The 16,185-nt window shown below is 63.8% G+C and carries 14 protein-coding genes; 8 read left to right on the top strand and 6 right to left on the bottom strand.

Translation table 11 applies throughout. The features are described from left to right. Positions 1 to 28: 28 nt before the first annotated feature. On the bottom strand, positions 29 to 940 hold the full coding sequence (locus tag FW796_RS20185; RefSeq protein ID WP_446439889.1) for a universal stress protein: 912 nt from the start codon (positions 938 to 940) through the stop codon (positions 29 to 31). A 256-nt stretch (positions 941 to 1,196) separates the two neighbouring features. Here FW796_RS20185 and FW796_RS20190 point away from each other — a divergent pair, with 256 nt between their 5' ends. Further along, complete coding sequence (locus FW796_RS20190) at positions 1,197 to 1,760, top strand: N-acetyltransferase family protein (protein WP_446439890.1); 564 nt, start codon at positions 1,197 to 1,199, stop codon at positions 1,758 to 1,760. Between the two features lie 45 nt (positions 1,761 to 1,805). Here the strand turns inward: FW796_RS20190 and FW796_RS20195 are convergent, their stop codons facing one another. The 3 genes from FW796_RS20195 to FW796_RS20205 form a co-directional block, all read right to left on the bottom strand. Further along, positions 1,806 to 2,729, bottom strand: coding sequence for a universal stress protein (locus FW796_RS20195; RefSeq protein ID WP_446439891.1), 924 nt, complete (start codon positions 2,727 to 2,729; stop codon positions 1,806 to 1,808). Positions 2,730 to 2,841: 112 nt separating this feature from the next. Then, complete coding sequence (locus tag FW796_RS20200; protein WP_446439892.1) at positions 2,842 to 4,080, bottom strand: MgtC/SapB family protein; 1,239 nt, start codon at positions 4,078 to 4,080, stop codon at positions 2,842 to 2,844. A gap of 163 nt (positions 4,081 to 4,243) precedes the next feature. After that, entirely contained in the window at positions 4,244 to 5,149 is a 906-nt protein-coding gene (locus tag FW796_RS20205; protein WP_446439893.1) for a helix-turn-helix domain-containing protein, read from the bottom strand. A 163-nt stretch (positions 5,150 to 5,312) separates the two neighbouring features. Here FW796_RS20205 and FW796_RS20210 point away from each other — a divergent pair, with 163 nt between their 5' ends. From FW796_RS20210 to FW796_RS20220, 3 genes are read left to right on the top strand one after another with little or no spacing between them, the layout of a single operon-like run. Then, entirely contained in the window at positions 5,313 to 6,671 is a 1,359-nt protein-coding gene (locus tag FW796_RS20210) for a glutamine synthetase family protein (protein ID WP_346632940.1), read from the top strand. A 48-nt stretch (positions 6,672 to 6,719) separates the two neighbouring features. Beyond that, on the top strand, positions 6,720 to 7,808 hold the full coding sequence (locus FW796_RS20215) for a polyamine ABC transporter substrate-binding protein (RefSeq protein ID WP_317073221.1): 1,089 nt from the start codon (positions 6,720 to 6,722) through the stop codon (positions 7,806 to 7,808). Continuing rightward, entirely contained in the window at positions 7,805 to 9,118 is a 1,314-nt protein-coding gene (locus FW796_RS20220) for an NAD(P)/FAD-dependent oxidoreductase (RefSeq protein ID WP_446439894.1), read from the top strand. Before FW796_RS20215 ends, FW796_RS20220 begins: the two co-directional genes overlap by 4 nt. 142 nt (positions 9,119 to 9,260) lie before the next feature. Here the strand turns inward: FW796_RS20220 and FW796_RS20225 are convergent, their stop codons facing one another. Together FW796_RS20225 and FW796_RS20230 are read right to left on the bottom strand one after the other, a co-directional pair. Then, positions 9,261 to 10,208 (bottom strand): alpha/beta fold hydrolase, encoded by a 948-nt coding sequence (locus FW796_RS20225; protein ID WP_346632937.1) that lies wholly within the window; start codon positions 10,206 to 10,208, stop codon positions 9,261 to 9,263. A 92-nt stretch (positions 10,209 to 10,300) separates the two neighbouring features. Continuing rightward, positions 10,301 to 11,056: a TetR/AcrR family transcriptional regulator gene (locus FW796_RS20230; RefSeq protein WP_446439895.1), complete on the bottom strand. Its 756-nt coding sequence runs from the start codon at positions 11,054 to 11,056 to the stop codon at positions 10,301 to 10,303. Positions 11,057 to 11,409: 353 nt separating this feature from the next. Here FW796_RS20230 and FW796_RS20235 point away from each other — a divergent pair, with 353 nt between their 5' ends. The 4 genes from FW796_RS20235 to FW796_RS20250 are packed head-to-tail and all read left to right on the top strand — an operon-like array spanning position 11,410 to position 16,078. Then, complete coding sequence (locus FW796_RS20235) at positions 11,410 to 12,114, top strand: ABC transporter ATP-binding protein (RefSeq protein ID WP_446439896.1); 705 nt, start codon at positions 11,410 to 11,412, stop codon at positions 12,112 to 12,114. Further along, on the top strand, positions 12,111 to 13,310 hold the full coding sequence (locus FW796_RS20240) for an ABC transporter permease (protein ID WP_446439897.1): 1,200 nt from the start codon (positions 12,111 to 12,113) through the stop codon (positions 13,308 to 13,310). Before FW796_RS20235 ends, FW796_RS20240 begins: the two co-directional genes overlap by 4 nt. After that, entirely contained in the window at positions 13,303 to 14,802 is a 1,500-nt protein-coding gene (locus tag FW796_RS20245) for a TolC family protein (RefSeq protein ID WP_446439898.1), read from the top strand. Before FW796_RS20240 ends, FW796_RS20245 begins: the two co-directional genes overlap by 8 nt. Continuing rightward, positions 14,792 to 16,078 (top strand): efflux RND transporter periplasmic adaptor subunit, encoded by a 1,287-nt coding sequence (locus FW796_RS20250; protein ID WP_346632933.1) that lies wholly within the window; start codon positions 14,792 to 14,794, stop codon positions 16,076 to 16,078. The genes FW796_RS20245 and FW796_RS20250 overlap by 11 nt, the downstream gene beginning before the upstream one ends. Positions 16,079 to 16,185: the final 107 nt, after the last annotated feature.

The following is a 16,185-nucleotide window of genomic DNA, read 5'->3' on the forward strand; positions in this document are numbered from 1 at the left end:
GGGCAGTGCCCTGGCTCATTGTCCGATTTCACTCCTGAGGCTCCACCAGCATCAGGCTGCAGGGTGTGTGATACAGCAGTTGCTCGGCGCTGGTGCCGATATAGCGTTGCAAGCCCCGGCGATGTACACGCCCGAGGACCATCAGGTCGAAATCGTTGTCGGCAGCAAAGCGTGCGATGACCTGATGCGGCACACCTTCCAGGCGATGACAGTGCTCCGGGGCAATGGCGTAGCGCTCGGCCAGGGTCTCGAACGCTTCCTGCTGCGCGTCATTCACCGCGTCGCGCAAGCTGGCGCTGCTGTCAGGGCTGTAGATGGGCAAGCCGGTGGCGTTTTCCGTGGCCCAATCCACCACATTCAGCAAGTGCACCCGGGCACCACAGTGTTTGGCCAGGGTCGCGGTCATCTCGAGAATGCGTTGGTTCAAGCACTGGGTCAGGTATTCCAAGTGGGACAGGTCCAGAGCGGCCAACACCTTCAACGGCAAGGGGTGCCGGCTGTCAGTCACCAGGTGCAGCGGCTGGCGCAGCTCGCGGAGCAGCAACCAGTCCAGGGGCTGGTAGAAGATGCGCCGCAGGATAGGCACCGGTTGGGCGTCCTTGATCACCAGATCCGGGTGGTAGTCGGCCACATAGTCGAGAATGTCCTGCAAGCGGGCCTTGGCCCACAGTACCTCGGTGCTCACCTGCAAGCCGTTGGCCCGTTCGAAGCAGGCTTGTTGTTCCAGCCAGTCCCGATGCACCTGCAGGTAGCCTTCCCGGGCCTGGGCCATGGCCTGATGATCGAACAGCCCAGCCACCTCCAGCACCTCGATGAAGTCAAAGGCGACGATGTGCAAACTGGCGCCCAAGGCCCGGGCCAACGCGATTGCACGATCGAATGCCGGGCTGCGGGACAGGGCTGTCGGTGCAATCAGTAATACGCGATGCAGTGTGGGCATGGGCACCTCCCGGGCGGCGCGCTGGACAACGGCCAGGGCAACCCCAGCCGATGCCTCGATGATGCCCAGCGTTTGGGGCGCCGGCTTGATAAAAATCACAAAGCGTCGGGTTAATGCCGCGCTGGCAATGAAAGTCCGGGCCTCTTGGTCGCGTCTGATCCAGATCAGATCCTCCCCCCTGCAACAGGCGTAAAGGATAGGAACCACTCGGCCCCGGGTCGCGGGCCACGCTTGATCATCCCTGGAGGATCACCCCATGTTCAGCATCAAAGAACACAATGAGCAGGCCGCCGCAGCCTATGGCGCCGAGTCCGGTCAGCACTGGATCGAAGCCCTTGATGATGGCCGCCACGTGCTGATAAGACCCCTGGCGGAACAGGATCGGCAGCGCGAATACGATTTCATCAAGCGTCTGTCCGCGGACTCTCGGCATATGCGTTTTCTGGCCCAGATCAAGGAGCCCGATACCTCCATGCTCAACCAGTTGATGAGCGTCGATGGCGAACAGCGCCTGGCGTACATTGCCCTGGTGCATGAAAACGGCAAATTGATTGAAATCGGCGTCAGCCGTTATGCCGTCACTGCCGGCGATGAATGCGAATGCGCGGTCACTGTCGCCGATGAATGGCAACATCTGGGCCTGGGTTCATTGCTGATGACCCACCTGATTCGCGCAGCCCGTCAGCATGGTTTTCAGCAGATGTATTCGGTGGACAGCGCCAGCAACCAGCCGATGCGTGAACTGGCCGCTGCCTTGGGCTTCAACACCCGTACCGATCCCGACGATGCCCATCAGGTGGTGCACCGCCTGTTGCTGTGACCCGAGCTGCCACGCCGTCCCATGGCCGACGTGGCCGGTCGAACGTCACAGTTGGGGTTCGCGCGGTGGCTTGACCGCCCAGATACTGCAGGGGGCCTGCAACAGCAGGTGCTCGGCGGTGCTGCCCAGGCGCTTGTGCACACCACGGTGCTGGGTGGTGCCCATGACAATCACGTCGCTCTGATGCTCCTCGGCGAAGCGGCAGATTTGCTGCAGCGGCATGCCTTCAATGAAGTGACTGCGTTCCGGGGGCACGCCGTGGCGTTCCGCCAGCGCGCGATAAACTTCGTGTTGCGCCGCGCCCAGGGCTTCATACATGCCGCTGGCCAGAGACAGTGCGCCAACTCCGGTGTCCTTGGCGTAGACCGCCACCCAGTCATACACATGCAGCAGGTCCAGCTCGGCGTCGCACTGCTCGGCCAGTTTCACCGCCGCATCGACAATCTGATCGTTGAACTGCAAGTCCTGCACTTCGCTGCGCAGCACATCGATGATCGCCAGCACCCGCCGTGGCCGCGGGTGCCGGGCTTCGGTCACCAGATGCACCGGCAAAATGCTGTCGCGCAAGAGCTGCCAGTCCAGCGGGGTATAGAAGATCCGTCGCATCGCCGACTCGGCATGGGCATCCTTGATGATCAGGGCCAGGGGCATTTCATTGGCGAACAGCTGGATCTCCTGATACGGCTGGCTGACCCACAGTGCCTCGCAGGTCACCTGCAGGCCCTGCTCGCGCATCGGTTGCGCCTGTTGTTCCAGCCATTGCCGGTGCTGTTGCAGATAGGCCGCCTGCAATTGCTCGGCCTGGCTGCTGTCGAACAGCCCCGCCAGCGTCAGGGCCTGAAAATGATCCAGGGCGACGATGTGCACCGGCAGTTGCAAGGCCTTGGCCAATTGCGCGGTGCGTTCGAAAGCCGGGGTGCGCTGCATCTGCTGGGGCGCGATCAGGAGTAAACGCGGTGTTTGCGACATGGTTCACCTCGGCACTGGCGCTTGAAAAAACCACAAGGGGGATTCAAGACTGCGCGCTCCGGCCAGGGGCGAGTTGATCTTTGTCAGTCGTCGCGTTTTTTCCAGTGTCTGGTTACTGCAGCCAGACACCGCCCCACATCGCCAGGGTCAACAGCACCTGCCCGGGTATGACGCAAAGGGCAAAGCGCCGCCCACCACTGATGGCCGCCAGCACGCACTTGCTGAGCGCGTTGCTGCTGACGGCCAGCATCACCGCACTGCCGATCGCCGAGCCGGGCAATTGCCCGGACTTGACCAGCGAAGCAATGGACGCCGTGGACGCATGGGCATCGGCAAAACCGCCTATCACTGCGGTCAACATCACCCCCAACTGCCCGAAATAGTTGAGCATGACCGAGGACGCGAAAGTGATGGTGCTCATGGTCAGGGCCACGATCAAGGCCAGCTTGGGATTGAACGCGCCCTTGTCGGTGACCGGTTCGGTGCTGCCAGGAGCCGTGCGGGGAAACATCAGGCAGGTGGCATACAGCGCCGTGCTCGCGCCCCCCAGCAACAGGGGCAGCCACATGTTCTGCAGCAACGCGCTATCGATCGTCGCCAGGATCAGGCCGATCTGCGTCACCGTGGCCAGGTTGGAGAGAATCGCTGCGGCGCCGAGTGTCCGGACCTGCTGCGGCGCGGTGGCGACCCGCTGGCCCATGGAGGCAATGGTCAAGGTGCTGGAGACGAACCCCGACGCCACGGCACTGAGGGCATAACCGTAATGCGTGCCCAGGGTGCGTACCGCCACATGCCCCAAGGCGCCCACCGCCATCAACAGCACGGTCAGGGTGCCTATGGTGCGCAGGTTGAAGGCGCCGTAGGGGCCGATGAACCGATCCGGCGCCAGGGGCAGAATCACCAGCGCCGCCACCAGCAGCGTCAGGCCATCGGCGATTTCCCGGTCGCTCAACTGACTGCGCACAAAGTGATGGAGTGGCTGTCGACAGGCGAGCAAGGCGGTCATGACGACTGCGATGGCCAGCGCCAGCTCCGGGGCCGAACCACACAAGGCCCCGAGGACCAGCACCGCCAGCAGCGCCACTTCACTGGTGACCCCAGGGTCTTCCTCCTCGTTGCGCCAATAGGCCACGGTCACCAGCGCGGCCACGGCAATGGCCAGCGTGGCCAGCAACAAAGGGCCGCCCACCCTCTGGCTGATGAACCCCAATAACGCGGTGATCGCAAACGTACGCAGCCCGGCGCTGCCACGCTGAGGCCCCTGCCCTTTGCGTCGCTCGCGCTCCAGGCCCACCAGCATGCCGATCCCCAGGGCTGCAGCGGCGTTGGTCAGGTCGATGGTTTCAATCATTGCACGCCCCAGGGAGACAGCTCACAGCGAGAATAGAGCGCTGCCGGCGCTTTCGCGAATCGGCCGCCCAGCGCCCTGCAGGAGCCGGCTTGCCGGCGAAGGCTGCATTGAGGTGTGCAGCCTTCCTCGCTGGCAAGCCAGCGTCTACGACCAGTGGTGCCGATCAGCTCGGGCGACGTTTCAGGGTCTCGCTGGGCAACTCCTTGAACAGCGCCCGATAACTGTTGGAGAACCGTCCCAGGTGCCAGAACGACCAGTGCATCGCCACCTCGGCCACGGTGGTTTCGCCGGGGCCGCGACTGAGCAGTTCCCGGTGGGCGCTGTTGAGCCGGCGCAGGCGTAGCCATTGGCTGGGGGCCATGCCGGTAAAGGCCTTGAATGCACTCTGCAACTGGCGCAGCGAGACCCCGGCCACCTGGGACAGCTCCAGCAGGTTGAGGGTTTCTTCGGGCACATCGGCGGCCCATTGCGCCACTCGCTGCATGATGCCCCGCTCCTCGTTGCGCCGTTGCAGGCCGCCCGGGTCCAGGCGCACGCAGGCGTTGTCGAGGATGTACAGGCAGTCGTCCAGCAGTTGCTGGGTCAGGGCTTCGCGGCTGGGTGGGTCGAGAGTCTGGGACAGACGGGTCAAGGTGGAACTCAGCCAGCGGCAGAACAGGGCATTCTGCTGGTTGGTCAGCGGCGCCATGAACAGACCGTCCAGGCGCTCCACCCCCAGGCCCTGGCGCTGGACGAACTCGGGGCCGAATACCACCGCCACTTCCTGGTAGTTCTCCGGGGTGATCCAGATATTGCGGCTCTCGCCATTGAGCAGGTACAGGGCGTTGTCACTGCGATCGAAACAGAACGCCAGGGCGCCTTGAGGGGCGCTGAAGTTCTGCTCGACCCGGGTGTTCATGCATTCCTCGTAGATCTCTACGCCCTGCAGGTCGAGATAACGCACCAGGCCGTTGAAATGCCCGGGGGACATCTGCTGGTAGTGCTGGACCCAACCCGGGGTGGCACGGATCTGATCGGCGACATCGAAGGTGTTGAAGGCTTGAACCTGAAGCGGATTGGACGCTGTCATCGGGGGACCTTGCGCACTCTTTTGGTGCGCTTTGGTGCTGCTTAAAGTGGATAGATGGAACAACAAGGCTCGCCCAAGATAGTCGCCAATGCGCCGCAGGGGAAGCCTTGCCGGGATACTCCCGCTCACCTCGGTGCAGACAAAACCAATCATCGAGGTCTTTATGAACGCCCCTTTCGATCAGCTTTCCTCCTGGCTGAAAGATCACAAGATTACCGAAGTAGAGTGCGTGGTCAGCGACCTGACCGGCATTGCCCGCGGCAAGATCGCGCCCACCAACAAGTTCCTGCATGAGCGCGGCATGCGCCTGCCGGAAAGTGTCCTGCTGCAAACGGTAACCGGGGATTTTGTCGACGACGACCTGTACTACGAACTGCTGGACCCGGCGGACATCGACATGATCTGCCGCCCCGACTCGTCATCGATCTACCTGGTGCCCTGGGCCATCGAGCCCACGGCCATCGTCATCCACGACACCTTCGACAAGTTCGGCAACCCCATCGAGCTGTCGCCGCGCAACGTGCTGAAAAAAGTGCTGCAGCTGTACACCGACAAGGGCTGGCAGCCGATCGTCGCCCCGGAAATGGAGTTCTACCTGACCCAGCGCTGCGAAGACCCGGACCTGCCGCTCAAGGCGCCCCTGGGCCGTTCGGGACGGGCGGAAAGCGGCCGCCAGTCGTTCTCCATCGATGCCGCCAACGAGTTCGACCCGCTGTTCGAAGATGTCTATGACTGGTGCGAAGCCCAGGGCCTGGACCTGGACACGCTGATCCACGAAGACGGCCCGGCGCAGATGGAGATCAACTTCCGCCACGGCGACGCCCTCGACCTGGCGGACCAGATCACCGTGTTCAAGCGCACCCTGCGTGAGGCGGCGCTCAAGCACAACGTCACCGCCACTTTCATGGCCAAGCCGATTGCCGACGAGCCCGGCAGCGCCATGCACCTGCACCAGAGCGTGGTGGACATAGCCACCGGCAAGCCGATCTTCGTCGACGCCGATGGCCAGAAGAGCCAGCTGTTCCTGCACCACATCGGCGGTCTGCAGAAGTACATCCCCAAGGTGCTGCCGATGTTCGCCCCCAACGTCAACTCGTTCCGCCGCTTCCTGCCGGACACCTCGGCCCCGGTGAACGTCGAATGGGGCGAGGAAAACCGCACCGTCGGCCTGCGTGTGCCCACCGCCAGCCCCGATGCCATGCGCGTGGAAAACCGCCTGCCCGGCGCCGATGCCAACCCTTACCTGGCGATTGCCGCCAGCCTGCTGTGCGGCTACCTGGGCATGGTCGAGGGCATCGAGCCCAGCGCCGCGGTGGAAGGCCGGGCCTATGAACGGCGCAACCTGCGCCTGCCGATCACCATCGAAGACGCCCTGGCGCACATGGAGGATTGCCCGACCATCGAGCACTACCTGGGGCGCAAATTCGTCCGTGGCTATGTGGCGGTCAAGCGGGCCGAACACGAAAACTTCAAGCGCGTGATCAGTTCCTGGGAGCGTGAGTTCCTGCTGCTCAGCGTCTGATTTGCCCGCAGTCTGCAATCAACAAAAACAACCCGAAGAGGTGTCGACATGCGTCTTTTGCAAGCAGTGATCCCGGCCGCACTGGCGGTCTTGTGCAGCACCGCCGTCCAGGCCCAACCCAGTGTCAGCGTGTACAACTGGACCGATTACATCGGCCAGACCACCCTCGCCGACTTCCAGGGGCAAACCGGGGTCAAGGTGATCTATGACGTCTTCGACTCCAATGAAACCCTGGAGGGCAAGTTGCTGGCCGGTCGCACCGGCTACGACGTGGTGGTGCCATCCAACCATTTCCTCGCGCGCCAGGTGAAGGCCGGCGCGTTCCTCAAGCTGGACCGCTCGCAGTTGCCCAACTGGAAGAACCTGGACCCCAAGCTGCTGGCCCTGCTGGAGCAGAACGACCCCGGCAACCAGTACTCGGTGCCCTACCTGTGGGGCACCAACGGCATCGGCTACAACGTCGACAAGGTCAAGCAGGTGCTGGGCATCGAGCGCATCGACTCCTGGGCGGTGCTGCTGGAGCCTGCGAACCTGAAGAAACTCCAGCAGTGCGGGGTGTCGATGATGGACTCGCCGGATGAGGTGTTTCCGGCGGTGCTCAACTACCTGGGCCTGGACCCGCGCAGCGAAAACCCCGAGGACTACAAGAAAGCCGAGGCCAAGCTGCTGACCCTGCGCCCCTACATCACCTACTTCCACTCCTCCAAGTACGTCTCGGACCTGGCCAACGGTGATATCTGCATCGCCTTCGGCTACTCCGGGGACGTGTTCCAGGCCGCCAACCGGGCCAAGGAAGCCAAGAACGGGGTGAACATCGCCTACGCCATTCCCAAGGAAGGCAGCAACCTGTGGTTCGACCTGCTGGCGATTCCCGCCGATGCCGGCAACGTCAAGGAGGCTCATGCTTTCATCAATTACCTGCTGGACCCGCAAGTGATCGCCAAAGTCAGCGCCTATGTCGGCTATGCCAACCCCAACCCGGCGTCCCAGCCGTACATGGACGCCGAGCTGGTGAACAATCCCGAGGTGTACCCGCCTCAGGACGTTCTCGACAAACTGTACATTTCCACCACCCAGTCGCCGGCCATCATGCGCTTGATGACCCGCTCCTGGAGCAAAGTGAAGTCCAACAAATGATTCAGCCAAACCTTTCGGGCATTGCTAACGGGCACGCCCGCTCCTACTACGCGGCCTCGGCCGGCAGCCTGCCCGGCTACCCGTCCCTGGACGGTGACCTGAGCGCCGACGTCTGTGTCATCGGCGGCGGTTTCACCGGGGTCAACACCGCCATCGAACTGGCCCAGCGCGGGCTGTCGGTGATCCTCCTGGAGGGCCGGCGCATCGGCTGGGGCGCCAGTGGGCGCAACGGCGGCCAGCTGATCCGCGGCATTGGCCACGACGTCAGCGGCTTTGCCCGCTACGTCGGCAAGGAAGGGGTGAAATACCTCGAGCATGCGGGGATCGAGTCGGTGGACGTGGTGCGCCAGCGCATCGCCGAGCACGGCATCGATTGCGACCTGCGCTGGGGCTTCTGCGAGCTGGCCAACACCCCGGCCCAGTTCGCCGCGTTCCAGGCCGAGCAGGACAGTCTGGTGGGTCTGGGCTACCGCCACCCTACCCGCCTGGTGGCTCCCCAGGACATGCATCAGGTGGTGGGCTCCCCGGTGTATGCCGGGGGCTTGGTGGACATGGGCTCGGGGCACCTGCATCCACTCAAGCTGGTGCTGGGGGAAGCGCGGGTGGCGGCCTCCCTGGGGGTGAAGATCTTCGAACAGAGCCCGGTGCTGGAACTGGTGCATGGCAACCGGGTCCAGGTGCGTTGCGCCACAGGCACCGTGCGCGCCGGGAGTCTGGTACTGGGCTGCAACGCCCACCTGGATGAACTGGAACCACGCCTGAGCGGCAAGGTGCTGCCCGCCGGCAGCTACATCATCACCACCGAGCCATTGCCTGAGGCGCTGGCGACACAGTTGATCCCGCAGAACCTGGCGCTGTGCGACCAGAAAGTGGGCCTGGACTACTACCGGCTGACGGCGGATCGACGCCTGCTGTTCGGCGGTGCCTGCCACTATTCAGGACGTGATCCTGCGGATATCGCCGGCTATATGCGGCCCAAGATGCTCAAGGTCTTCCCGCAACTGCAGGAGGTGGCCATCGACTTCCAGTGGGGCGGCAAGATTGGCATCACCGCCAATCGTTTCCCCCAGGTGGGGCGCCTGCGCCAGTACCCCAACGTGTATTACGCCCAGGGCTATTCCGGTCACGGCCTGAATGTCACCCACTGGACCGCACGGCTGCTGGCCGAAGCCATCCATGCCGGCCACAGCCATGGCCTGGATGTGTTCAGCGCTGTGCCCCACATGACCTTCCCAGGCGGCCCGGCCCTGCGCGCCCCGTTGCTGGCCCTGGGCATGCTCTGGCACCGCCTGCGCGAAACCCTCGCCTGACGCCCCACCCCGCCCCGCACTGCACCACCGTAGGAGCCGGCTTGCCGGCGAAGAGGCCCTCGAGTCCTGCACCGCCCTTCGCTGACGCCTTCGCTGGCAAGCCAGCTCCTACCTGCAAGCCAGCTCCTACCCACAGCGGGGCCTATGGGAAACGGCGCTGCAGGAAATCCAGCAGCAATTCGTTGACCTGCTGCGGCCGTTCGCTCTGAAGCCAATGCCCGCAATCGGCCAGTACATGCTGTTCAAGGTCGCTCACCCGGCTCGGCATGCGCTTGAGGGTATGGGCTTCAAGGACGCCCACCGGGTCGCGGTCGCCAATCAGGAACAGGGTCGGCGACTGCACCTGGGCGTCCTGCAGAAACTCGGTGCGCTGCCAGGTGCGCTCAAAATTGCGGTACCAGTTCAAGGCACCGCGAAATCCCCGGCCGGCGAAGGTCTGACGATAAACCTGGAACGCTTCCTCGGAACACCAGGCGGGCAGCCCGTCGGGCACCGTTACTCCGTCAAACAGTCGGGCAGCGGCCGGTTTCGCCACCAGCAGCGCGCCGACGTTGCCCATGAACAGCCGCAAGCTGGCGTCGATGTCGGCATCCAGTTCTGCCTCGGCCACTCCGGGCTGCTGAAAATAGAGGATGTAGTTGAAATGCTCGCCATGCACCTCGCGCATGATCTCGCTGGCCGGGCGTTTCGGCCGCCCGGCAAAGGGCACCGACAGGGTCACCAGCGCCCCCACCCGCTCGGGCTCCAGCAGCGCCAGGTGCCAGGCCACCGGCGCGCCCCAGTCATGGCCGACCATGCACACACGCTGGTGGCCGAAGGCGTCCATGGCGTGCTGGATATCGGCGCACAGGGTCAGCAGATCGTAAGCCTCGACGGCCTCGGGAGCGGAGCTGCGGCCATAGCCGCGCATCTCTGGCACGAACACCCGGAACCCGGCCTCGACCAGGGCCGGCACCTGATAGCGCCAGGAATACCAGCACTCGGGAAAGCCGTGGAGCAGCCAGACTGGCCGCCCCTGCTCGGGACCGGCCACCTGGACGCTGAGCTCGATGCCGTTGACGGACAGAAGGTGCTGTTGATAGGCAGTCATGTCGGGTGCTCCAAAGCCGGTGCAGGGAGCAGAACCTAACAGATGCCGGTGGCGATCCTGGTCATCATTGATCAATCGAATGACGGGCCTGTTCAGCCGGGAATCAAGCCCGCCAGGGATTGGCTGTGCTGACGAATCTGACGCTGGGTGTCTAGGACCTTTTCCAGAGCCTGTTCCGAATCCGGGTCCTGCATCGGCGCACGGATGGCCGCCGACACCAGGCTGATCAGCTTGGCCATGACTTCGGCATCAGTGGCCGGACGACCCAGGCTCATGGCCTGCATCAGCAGGCGCAGTTCAGTGCCGGCCATGACCCCGGAAATTGCCTTGAGGGCAAATTGCAGGCGCACCCCCAGCTCGTTGCGCGGCAGGTCCGGCAGGGCCAGGGCAAAGGCCTTGAAGAAGCGCTCGAATACCGGTTGGTAGTGTTCCTTGAGGTATTCCTGGATGAAGGGCGAGGTGTCGCTGTACACCCGGCCAAGAAAACGAATGAACGAACGGCCTTCCACGCCGCCGTTGGCATCGCTGCGCTCCAGGCCCATGGCCGGGGCGAACAGCACGCCGAGCAGGGTCTCGCAATCCAGAGGTCCCTGGGCCTGCTCTTCGCATTTGGCCAACAGTTCCAGGCGCTGATCGTTGAGGGGGCCCAGGCGCTGCATCAGCAGGGCTTTCATCAGCGAATCCTTGTCGCCGAAGTGATAGTTCACCGCCGCCAGGTTGACCTGGGCGCGCTCGGTGATCTGACGCAACAGCACGGCGTCGTAGCCGTACTTGATGAACAATGCCTCGGTCGCTTCCAGCAGTCGGGTCTTGGTGACATTGGGGGCACTGAGTTTCTTGGCGACCATGGAGGACTAACCTTTGCTGGGATGAAAAACTGACCGTTCGAACAGTGTTTTAAAAAAAAATTTGATTTTTTATACCCGTGAGAAGCCCTAAAAGCAAGCGTCTGAGGGACGTCCCCAGCGGCCCAAGGCCGTTTTGTGACTCATGGGTTCCTGCCGGAAATTTGCCGAAAAAAGCCCGCAATTACCCGGTTCAGACGGCTGGCGCACCAGGATGAACACAGTTACTATTCAAACAAAGTTTTTAAAATAATAAATAAAACCAGAGCTTGGCGTTGCCCCTGAATCCCCGCTGCACGAACCGTACGCGGTGGGAGTGTTCAAGCATTCAGTCGAGCCATCCGGCGCGGTAAGCGATGACAGCGACGATAATCGACCCAGGTTTTATCTCCCTGCAGGGCATAGGCAAGAGCTATCGGCTGGCGGAGCAACCGCTCCATATTCTCAAGAACGTATCCCTGTCCATCGAAGTCGGTGAAAGCTGTGCCATTCTCGGGGCCTCCGGTTCCGGCAAGAGCACCCTGCTCAACATCCTCGGCCTGCTCGACCTGCCCGACAACGGCGACTACCGCTTTGCCGGTCACGATATCTTCCGCGCCAGCCCCGACCAGCTGGCGGCGATCCGCAACCAGCAGATCGGCTTCGTCTTCCAGAGTTTCAACCTGCTGCCGCGACTCAGTGCCCTGGACAATGTCGCCCTGCCCCTGAGCTACCGCGGCGTGGCCCGGCGTGAATCCCTGGAACGTGCCCTGCATATGCTCGATCAAGTTGGCCTGGGGCAACGGGCTCACCACCGCCCGGCGGACCTCTCCGGCGGCCAGCGCCAGCGGGTGGCGATTGCCCGGGCCCTGGTGGGCGAACCCTCGGTGATCCTCGCCGACGAACCCACCGGCAACCTCGACAGCCACACTGCCCAGGAGATCATGGACCTGCTGCTGTCGCTGAACCGCGAGCGCCAGGTAACCCTGATCATCGTCACCCACGACCCCGGCATTGCCCAGCGCCTGGAGCGGCAGATCCGGGTCACCAACGGCGTGGTCCAGGAGGTCTGCCCGGCATGAGCCTCAAGGTCGAGCAAAGCGCCAGCCAGTTGCTGCATGAAGCCTTCGTCAGCCTGCGCACCCTCGGCAAGCGTTCGATCCTGGCTCTGCTGGGGATCGTCATCGGCAGTTCGTCGGTGGTGGCCCTGATCAATATCGGCCACAACGCCGCCGAAGACGCCGCGGCCATCTTCCAGGACATGGGCACCGATACCCTGGCGGTACAGTTCCCCGACGCCTCGGGCGCGCGCACGCCCATGCCGGCGGCACTGGACATCGCCACCCTGTACAAGGCCCTGCCCAGCCTGCTGCACATCGCCCCGGTGGCGTTGTTCAGCGGCCCGGTGGTGTTCCAGGGACGCACCACCAACGCCAACCTGGTGGGCAGCACCGCGGCACTGACCGACGCCATGCGCCTGCAGTTGCAGGAAGGACGCTTTCTCTCGGAGTTCGATGCCGCCGAAACCTACGCGGTGGTGGGGGCGCAAGTGGCCCAGGCTCTGAGCCAGCCCCATGACCCGCTGCGCCTGGGCGACAGAATCCGCATCAACGATTACCTGTTCCAGGTGATTGGCATCCTGCACCCGCAACCCGCTGCCGTGCTGATCCCGGTGCAGACCAACGAATCCCTGTTCGTCCCCCTGGAGGGCATGCGGCGAATTTCCTCCAGTGCGCAGATCAGCAACCTGATTGCTCGCGCCGGCCCTTCCCAGGACATGAACCAACTGGCCGCGGCCCTGGGCGATGCGCTGAAGAAACAGCTGCCGGGGCGGAGCGTGGAAGTGCAGATACCGCAAAAGATCATCGACGGCATGACCCGGCAAAGTCGCACCTTCGGTTACCTGCTGATGGCCCTGGGGGGCATCTCCCTGGTGGGGGGCGGCGTCGGGGTGATGAACGTGATGCTGATGAACGTCTCGGAGCGGCGTCGGGAGATCGGCATCCGCATGGCCCTGGGCGCCAGGCGCCGGGATATCCGCAATCTGTTCCTGCTCGAAGCGGTGACCCTGACCGCGGTCGGTGCCCTGTCCGGGGCAGTGCTGGGCATGAGCGCCGCCTACCTCTATGCCCGGGTTTCCGGCTGGCAGTTCTCCCTGGCCTCTGCGTCCTTGCCCCTGGGCATCGGCAGCACCTTGTTGATCGGCCTGTTCTTCGGCCTGTACCCGGCCATCTCGGCCTCGCGCCTGCAACCGGTGGAGGCGCTGCGCGATGAATGATCGCCAACGCGCCGGGCTGTTGCTGCTGTGGCTGATCAGCCCCTTGGGGCTGGCCGCCTCCCAGGACATGAATGTGGCTCGCCAGGCGTCAGCCCCGACCATGCACAGCGGCTATGAACGCAGCGTCCTGTTGAGCCAGCAGCAGACCGACCTGACCCTCGCCGATGCGGTCTACCTGGGCCTGCGCAACAACCGCGGGATTCGCAGCGCCTACTTGCAGCGCGTGGCGCAGAAGTTCGATCTGCGGGTCTCGGAAGATGCCTTCAACCCCAAGCTGCTGCTCAGTGGCACCTATCAGGCCAACAAGGGCAGCAACGACGGGGTGCGCAATGCCATGCTGACGCCCAGTTCCAGTTTGCTGGGGGAGTACGGCACCCGCTTGAACATGGCCTGGCGGCAGGAGTTGAACAACGCCAATCGGGCCGGCTACTACCGTCGCGACGGCCTCGACCTGGCGATTATCCAACCCCTGCTCAAGGGTGCCGGCTGGGATGTGACCACCGCCCCGCCACGCCTGGCGCGGATCAACGAACAGGCCTATCGCCTCAACCTCAAGGCCAACGTCGCGCAGACCATCAGCGACATCATCGGCGCCTACCGCGAGCTGCTGCGGGCCCAGCAACAGCTGGCGATCGTCGAGGATGCCCTCAAGCGCGCCAATGCCCTGCTCCAGGTGAACAAGGCGCTGATCGCCGCCGGGCGCATGGCCGAGTTCGAAATCGTGCAGACCGAAGCCGATATCGCCAGCCAGGAACTGGGGGTCGAAGAAGCGCGCAATCAGGTGGACATCAATCGCCTGTCGCTGCTGCGTCTGCTGGCCCTGGACCTGTCCACGCGCATTCGCGCCAGCGACGGTCTGGAGGCCGCCAGGATCAGCATCGACCAGCAGGACGCCCTGCGCCTGGCCCAGCTCCAGCAACCCAGTTACCTGGCGACTTTGCTCGGCAGCCAGCAGGCCGATCTGAACCTGGTGATTGCCAAGGACCAGGGCCGCTGGGACGTGTCCCTGGTGGCCGGTGCCAACCAGGTGCGCAACCGCTACGACAACGACGGCGGCAATGGCACCGGCAGAACCTGGGACAGCTATGCGGGAGTCCAGGTGCAGATACCCATTGGCGACCTCAGCACACGCCAGGCCGAAGTCCATGCCCGGGTCGACGTGGAAAACCAGGCGCTGGTCCTGGCCGATGCCCGCCAGGCCCTGGAACGCAGTGTCAATGACGTGGTGCGCGACCTGGGCACCCGCTGGCGCCAGTACGAAATTGCCCAGCGCGCGGTGGAGCTGTCCAAGCGCAAACTGGATATCGAACGGGAAAAACTCAGCGCCGGGCGCTCCAGCAACTTTCAGGTGCTGAGCTATGAAAGCGATCTGCGCACCAGTGAAAACGCCCGCCTCAACGCACTTATCGCTTACCTCAACGCCCAGACCCAACTGGATCTGACCCTGGGCATGACCTTGGAGACCTGGGACATTGCGCTCAATGACTACTGAGCAGAAAACCTCGCGCAAGCGCTACCTGCAAGGGGGCGCGGCGCTGGTGGTGCTAGCCTTGGCCGGCGTGGCCCTGATCGGTTACCGCGCCCCGGCTGACACGGCGGCCGACAAGGGACGCTGGATCGAGGTCAGCAGCGCGCCGCTGATTCATCAGATCGGTCTGGTGGGCAAGATCGAACCCCAGCGCACCATCAGCCTGACCGCGCCGTTCGACGGCAATGTCCTGGCCAACCTGGTGGAACAGGGCCAGCGCGTGGAAGCCGGCCAGACCCTGCTGAAAATGGACCCCAGCCTGATCGAGATCCAGCTGCGTGAGGCCTTGTCGGTCCAGCTCAAGGCGCGACGCAGCGTCCAGGAACTGCAGGACTGGAACAACAGCGCTCAGGTCACCCGTGCCCGGCGGACCTTGCGTTCTTCGCAGATGGCGGTCAGCAATTCCGAGCGCAAGCTCAGTGAAAGCCAGAGCCTGTTTGCCCGGGGCATCATTCCCCGCAACGAGCTGGACGACCTCACCCAGCAACTGCAGACCCAGCGCCTGGACCTGACCGCGGCTCAGGGCGAGCTGCAACAGGCTCTGGATCAGGGCAAGGGCGAATACCGGCAGATTGCCGAGATGGAACTGACCAATGCCACGGTCAAGTACGAAGCCCTGCGCGCCCTGCTGGCGGGCAAGGACGTCACCGCGCCGTTTGCCGGCATCGTGGTGCCGGCGCCGGGCGTCAACCTGACCCAGATGGCCTCGGCGGCGACCTCGGGCCCGGTGCAGACCGGCAGCAAGGTCGGCCAGGGCCAAGCCTTGTTCGGCCTGGCCAACATCGAGCAACTGAAGATCGTCAGCAAGGTCTCGGAGCTGGATATCAACCAGCTGCACCAGGGCCAGAGCGTGGAAATTCTTGGCGACGGCTTTGATGGCGAACGCCTCAATGGCCAGGTGGACATCGTCAGCAGCCTGGCCCTGCCCGGCGACGCCAGCGGCGCCAGCGCACAGTTCCCGGTAACCCTGTCGATCCCCACGCTGACCCGCGAACAACTGCAGCGTGTGCGCCTGGGCATGAGCGCGCGGTTGACCATCATCACTTACCGCAACGATCAGGCAATCGTCATCCCGCCGGCTGCGATCCAGCGTGGCGCAGACGGCATGAGCGTGGAATATCGGCCGAGCGCCGATCAGCCGGCAAAACGCCTGCCGGTAAGCGTCGGCCAATCGACGGCGGAGGGTATCGAAGTGTTCGGCCTGCAGCCGGGCCAGGTGCGCCTCCCCGGCGCCCCCTGACTCCCAAACACCAACAACATCCCGTAGGAGCTGGCTTGCCAGCGAAGGCGTACTCAAGAACTACGCCCTCTCCAACGGCCCTTTCGCCGGCAAGCCGGCTCCTACAG

It is taken from the genome of Pseudomonas sp. 910_21 (genome assembly GCF_052850735.1).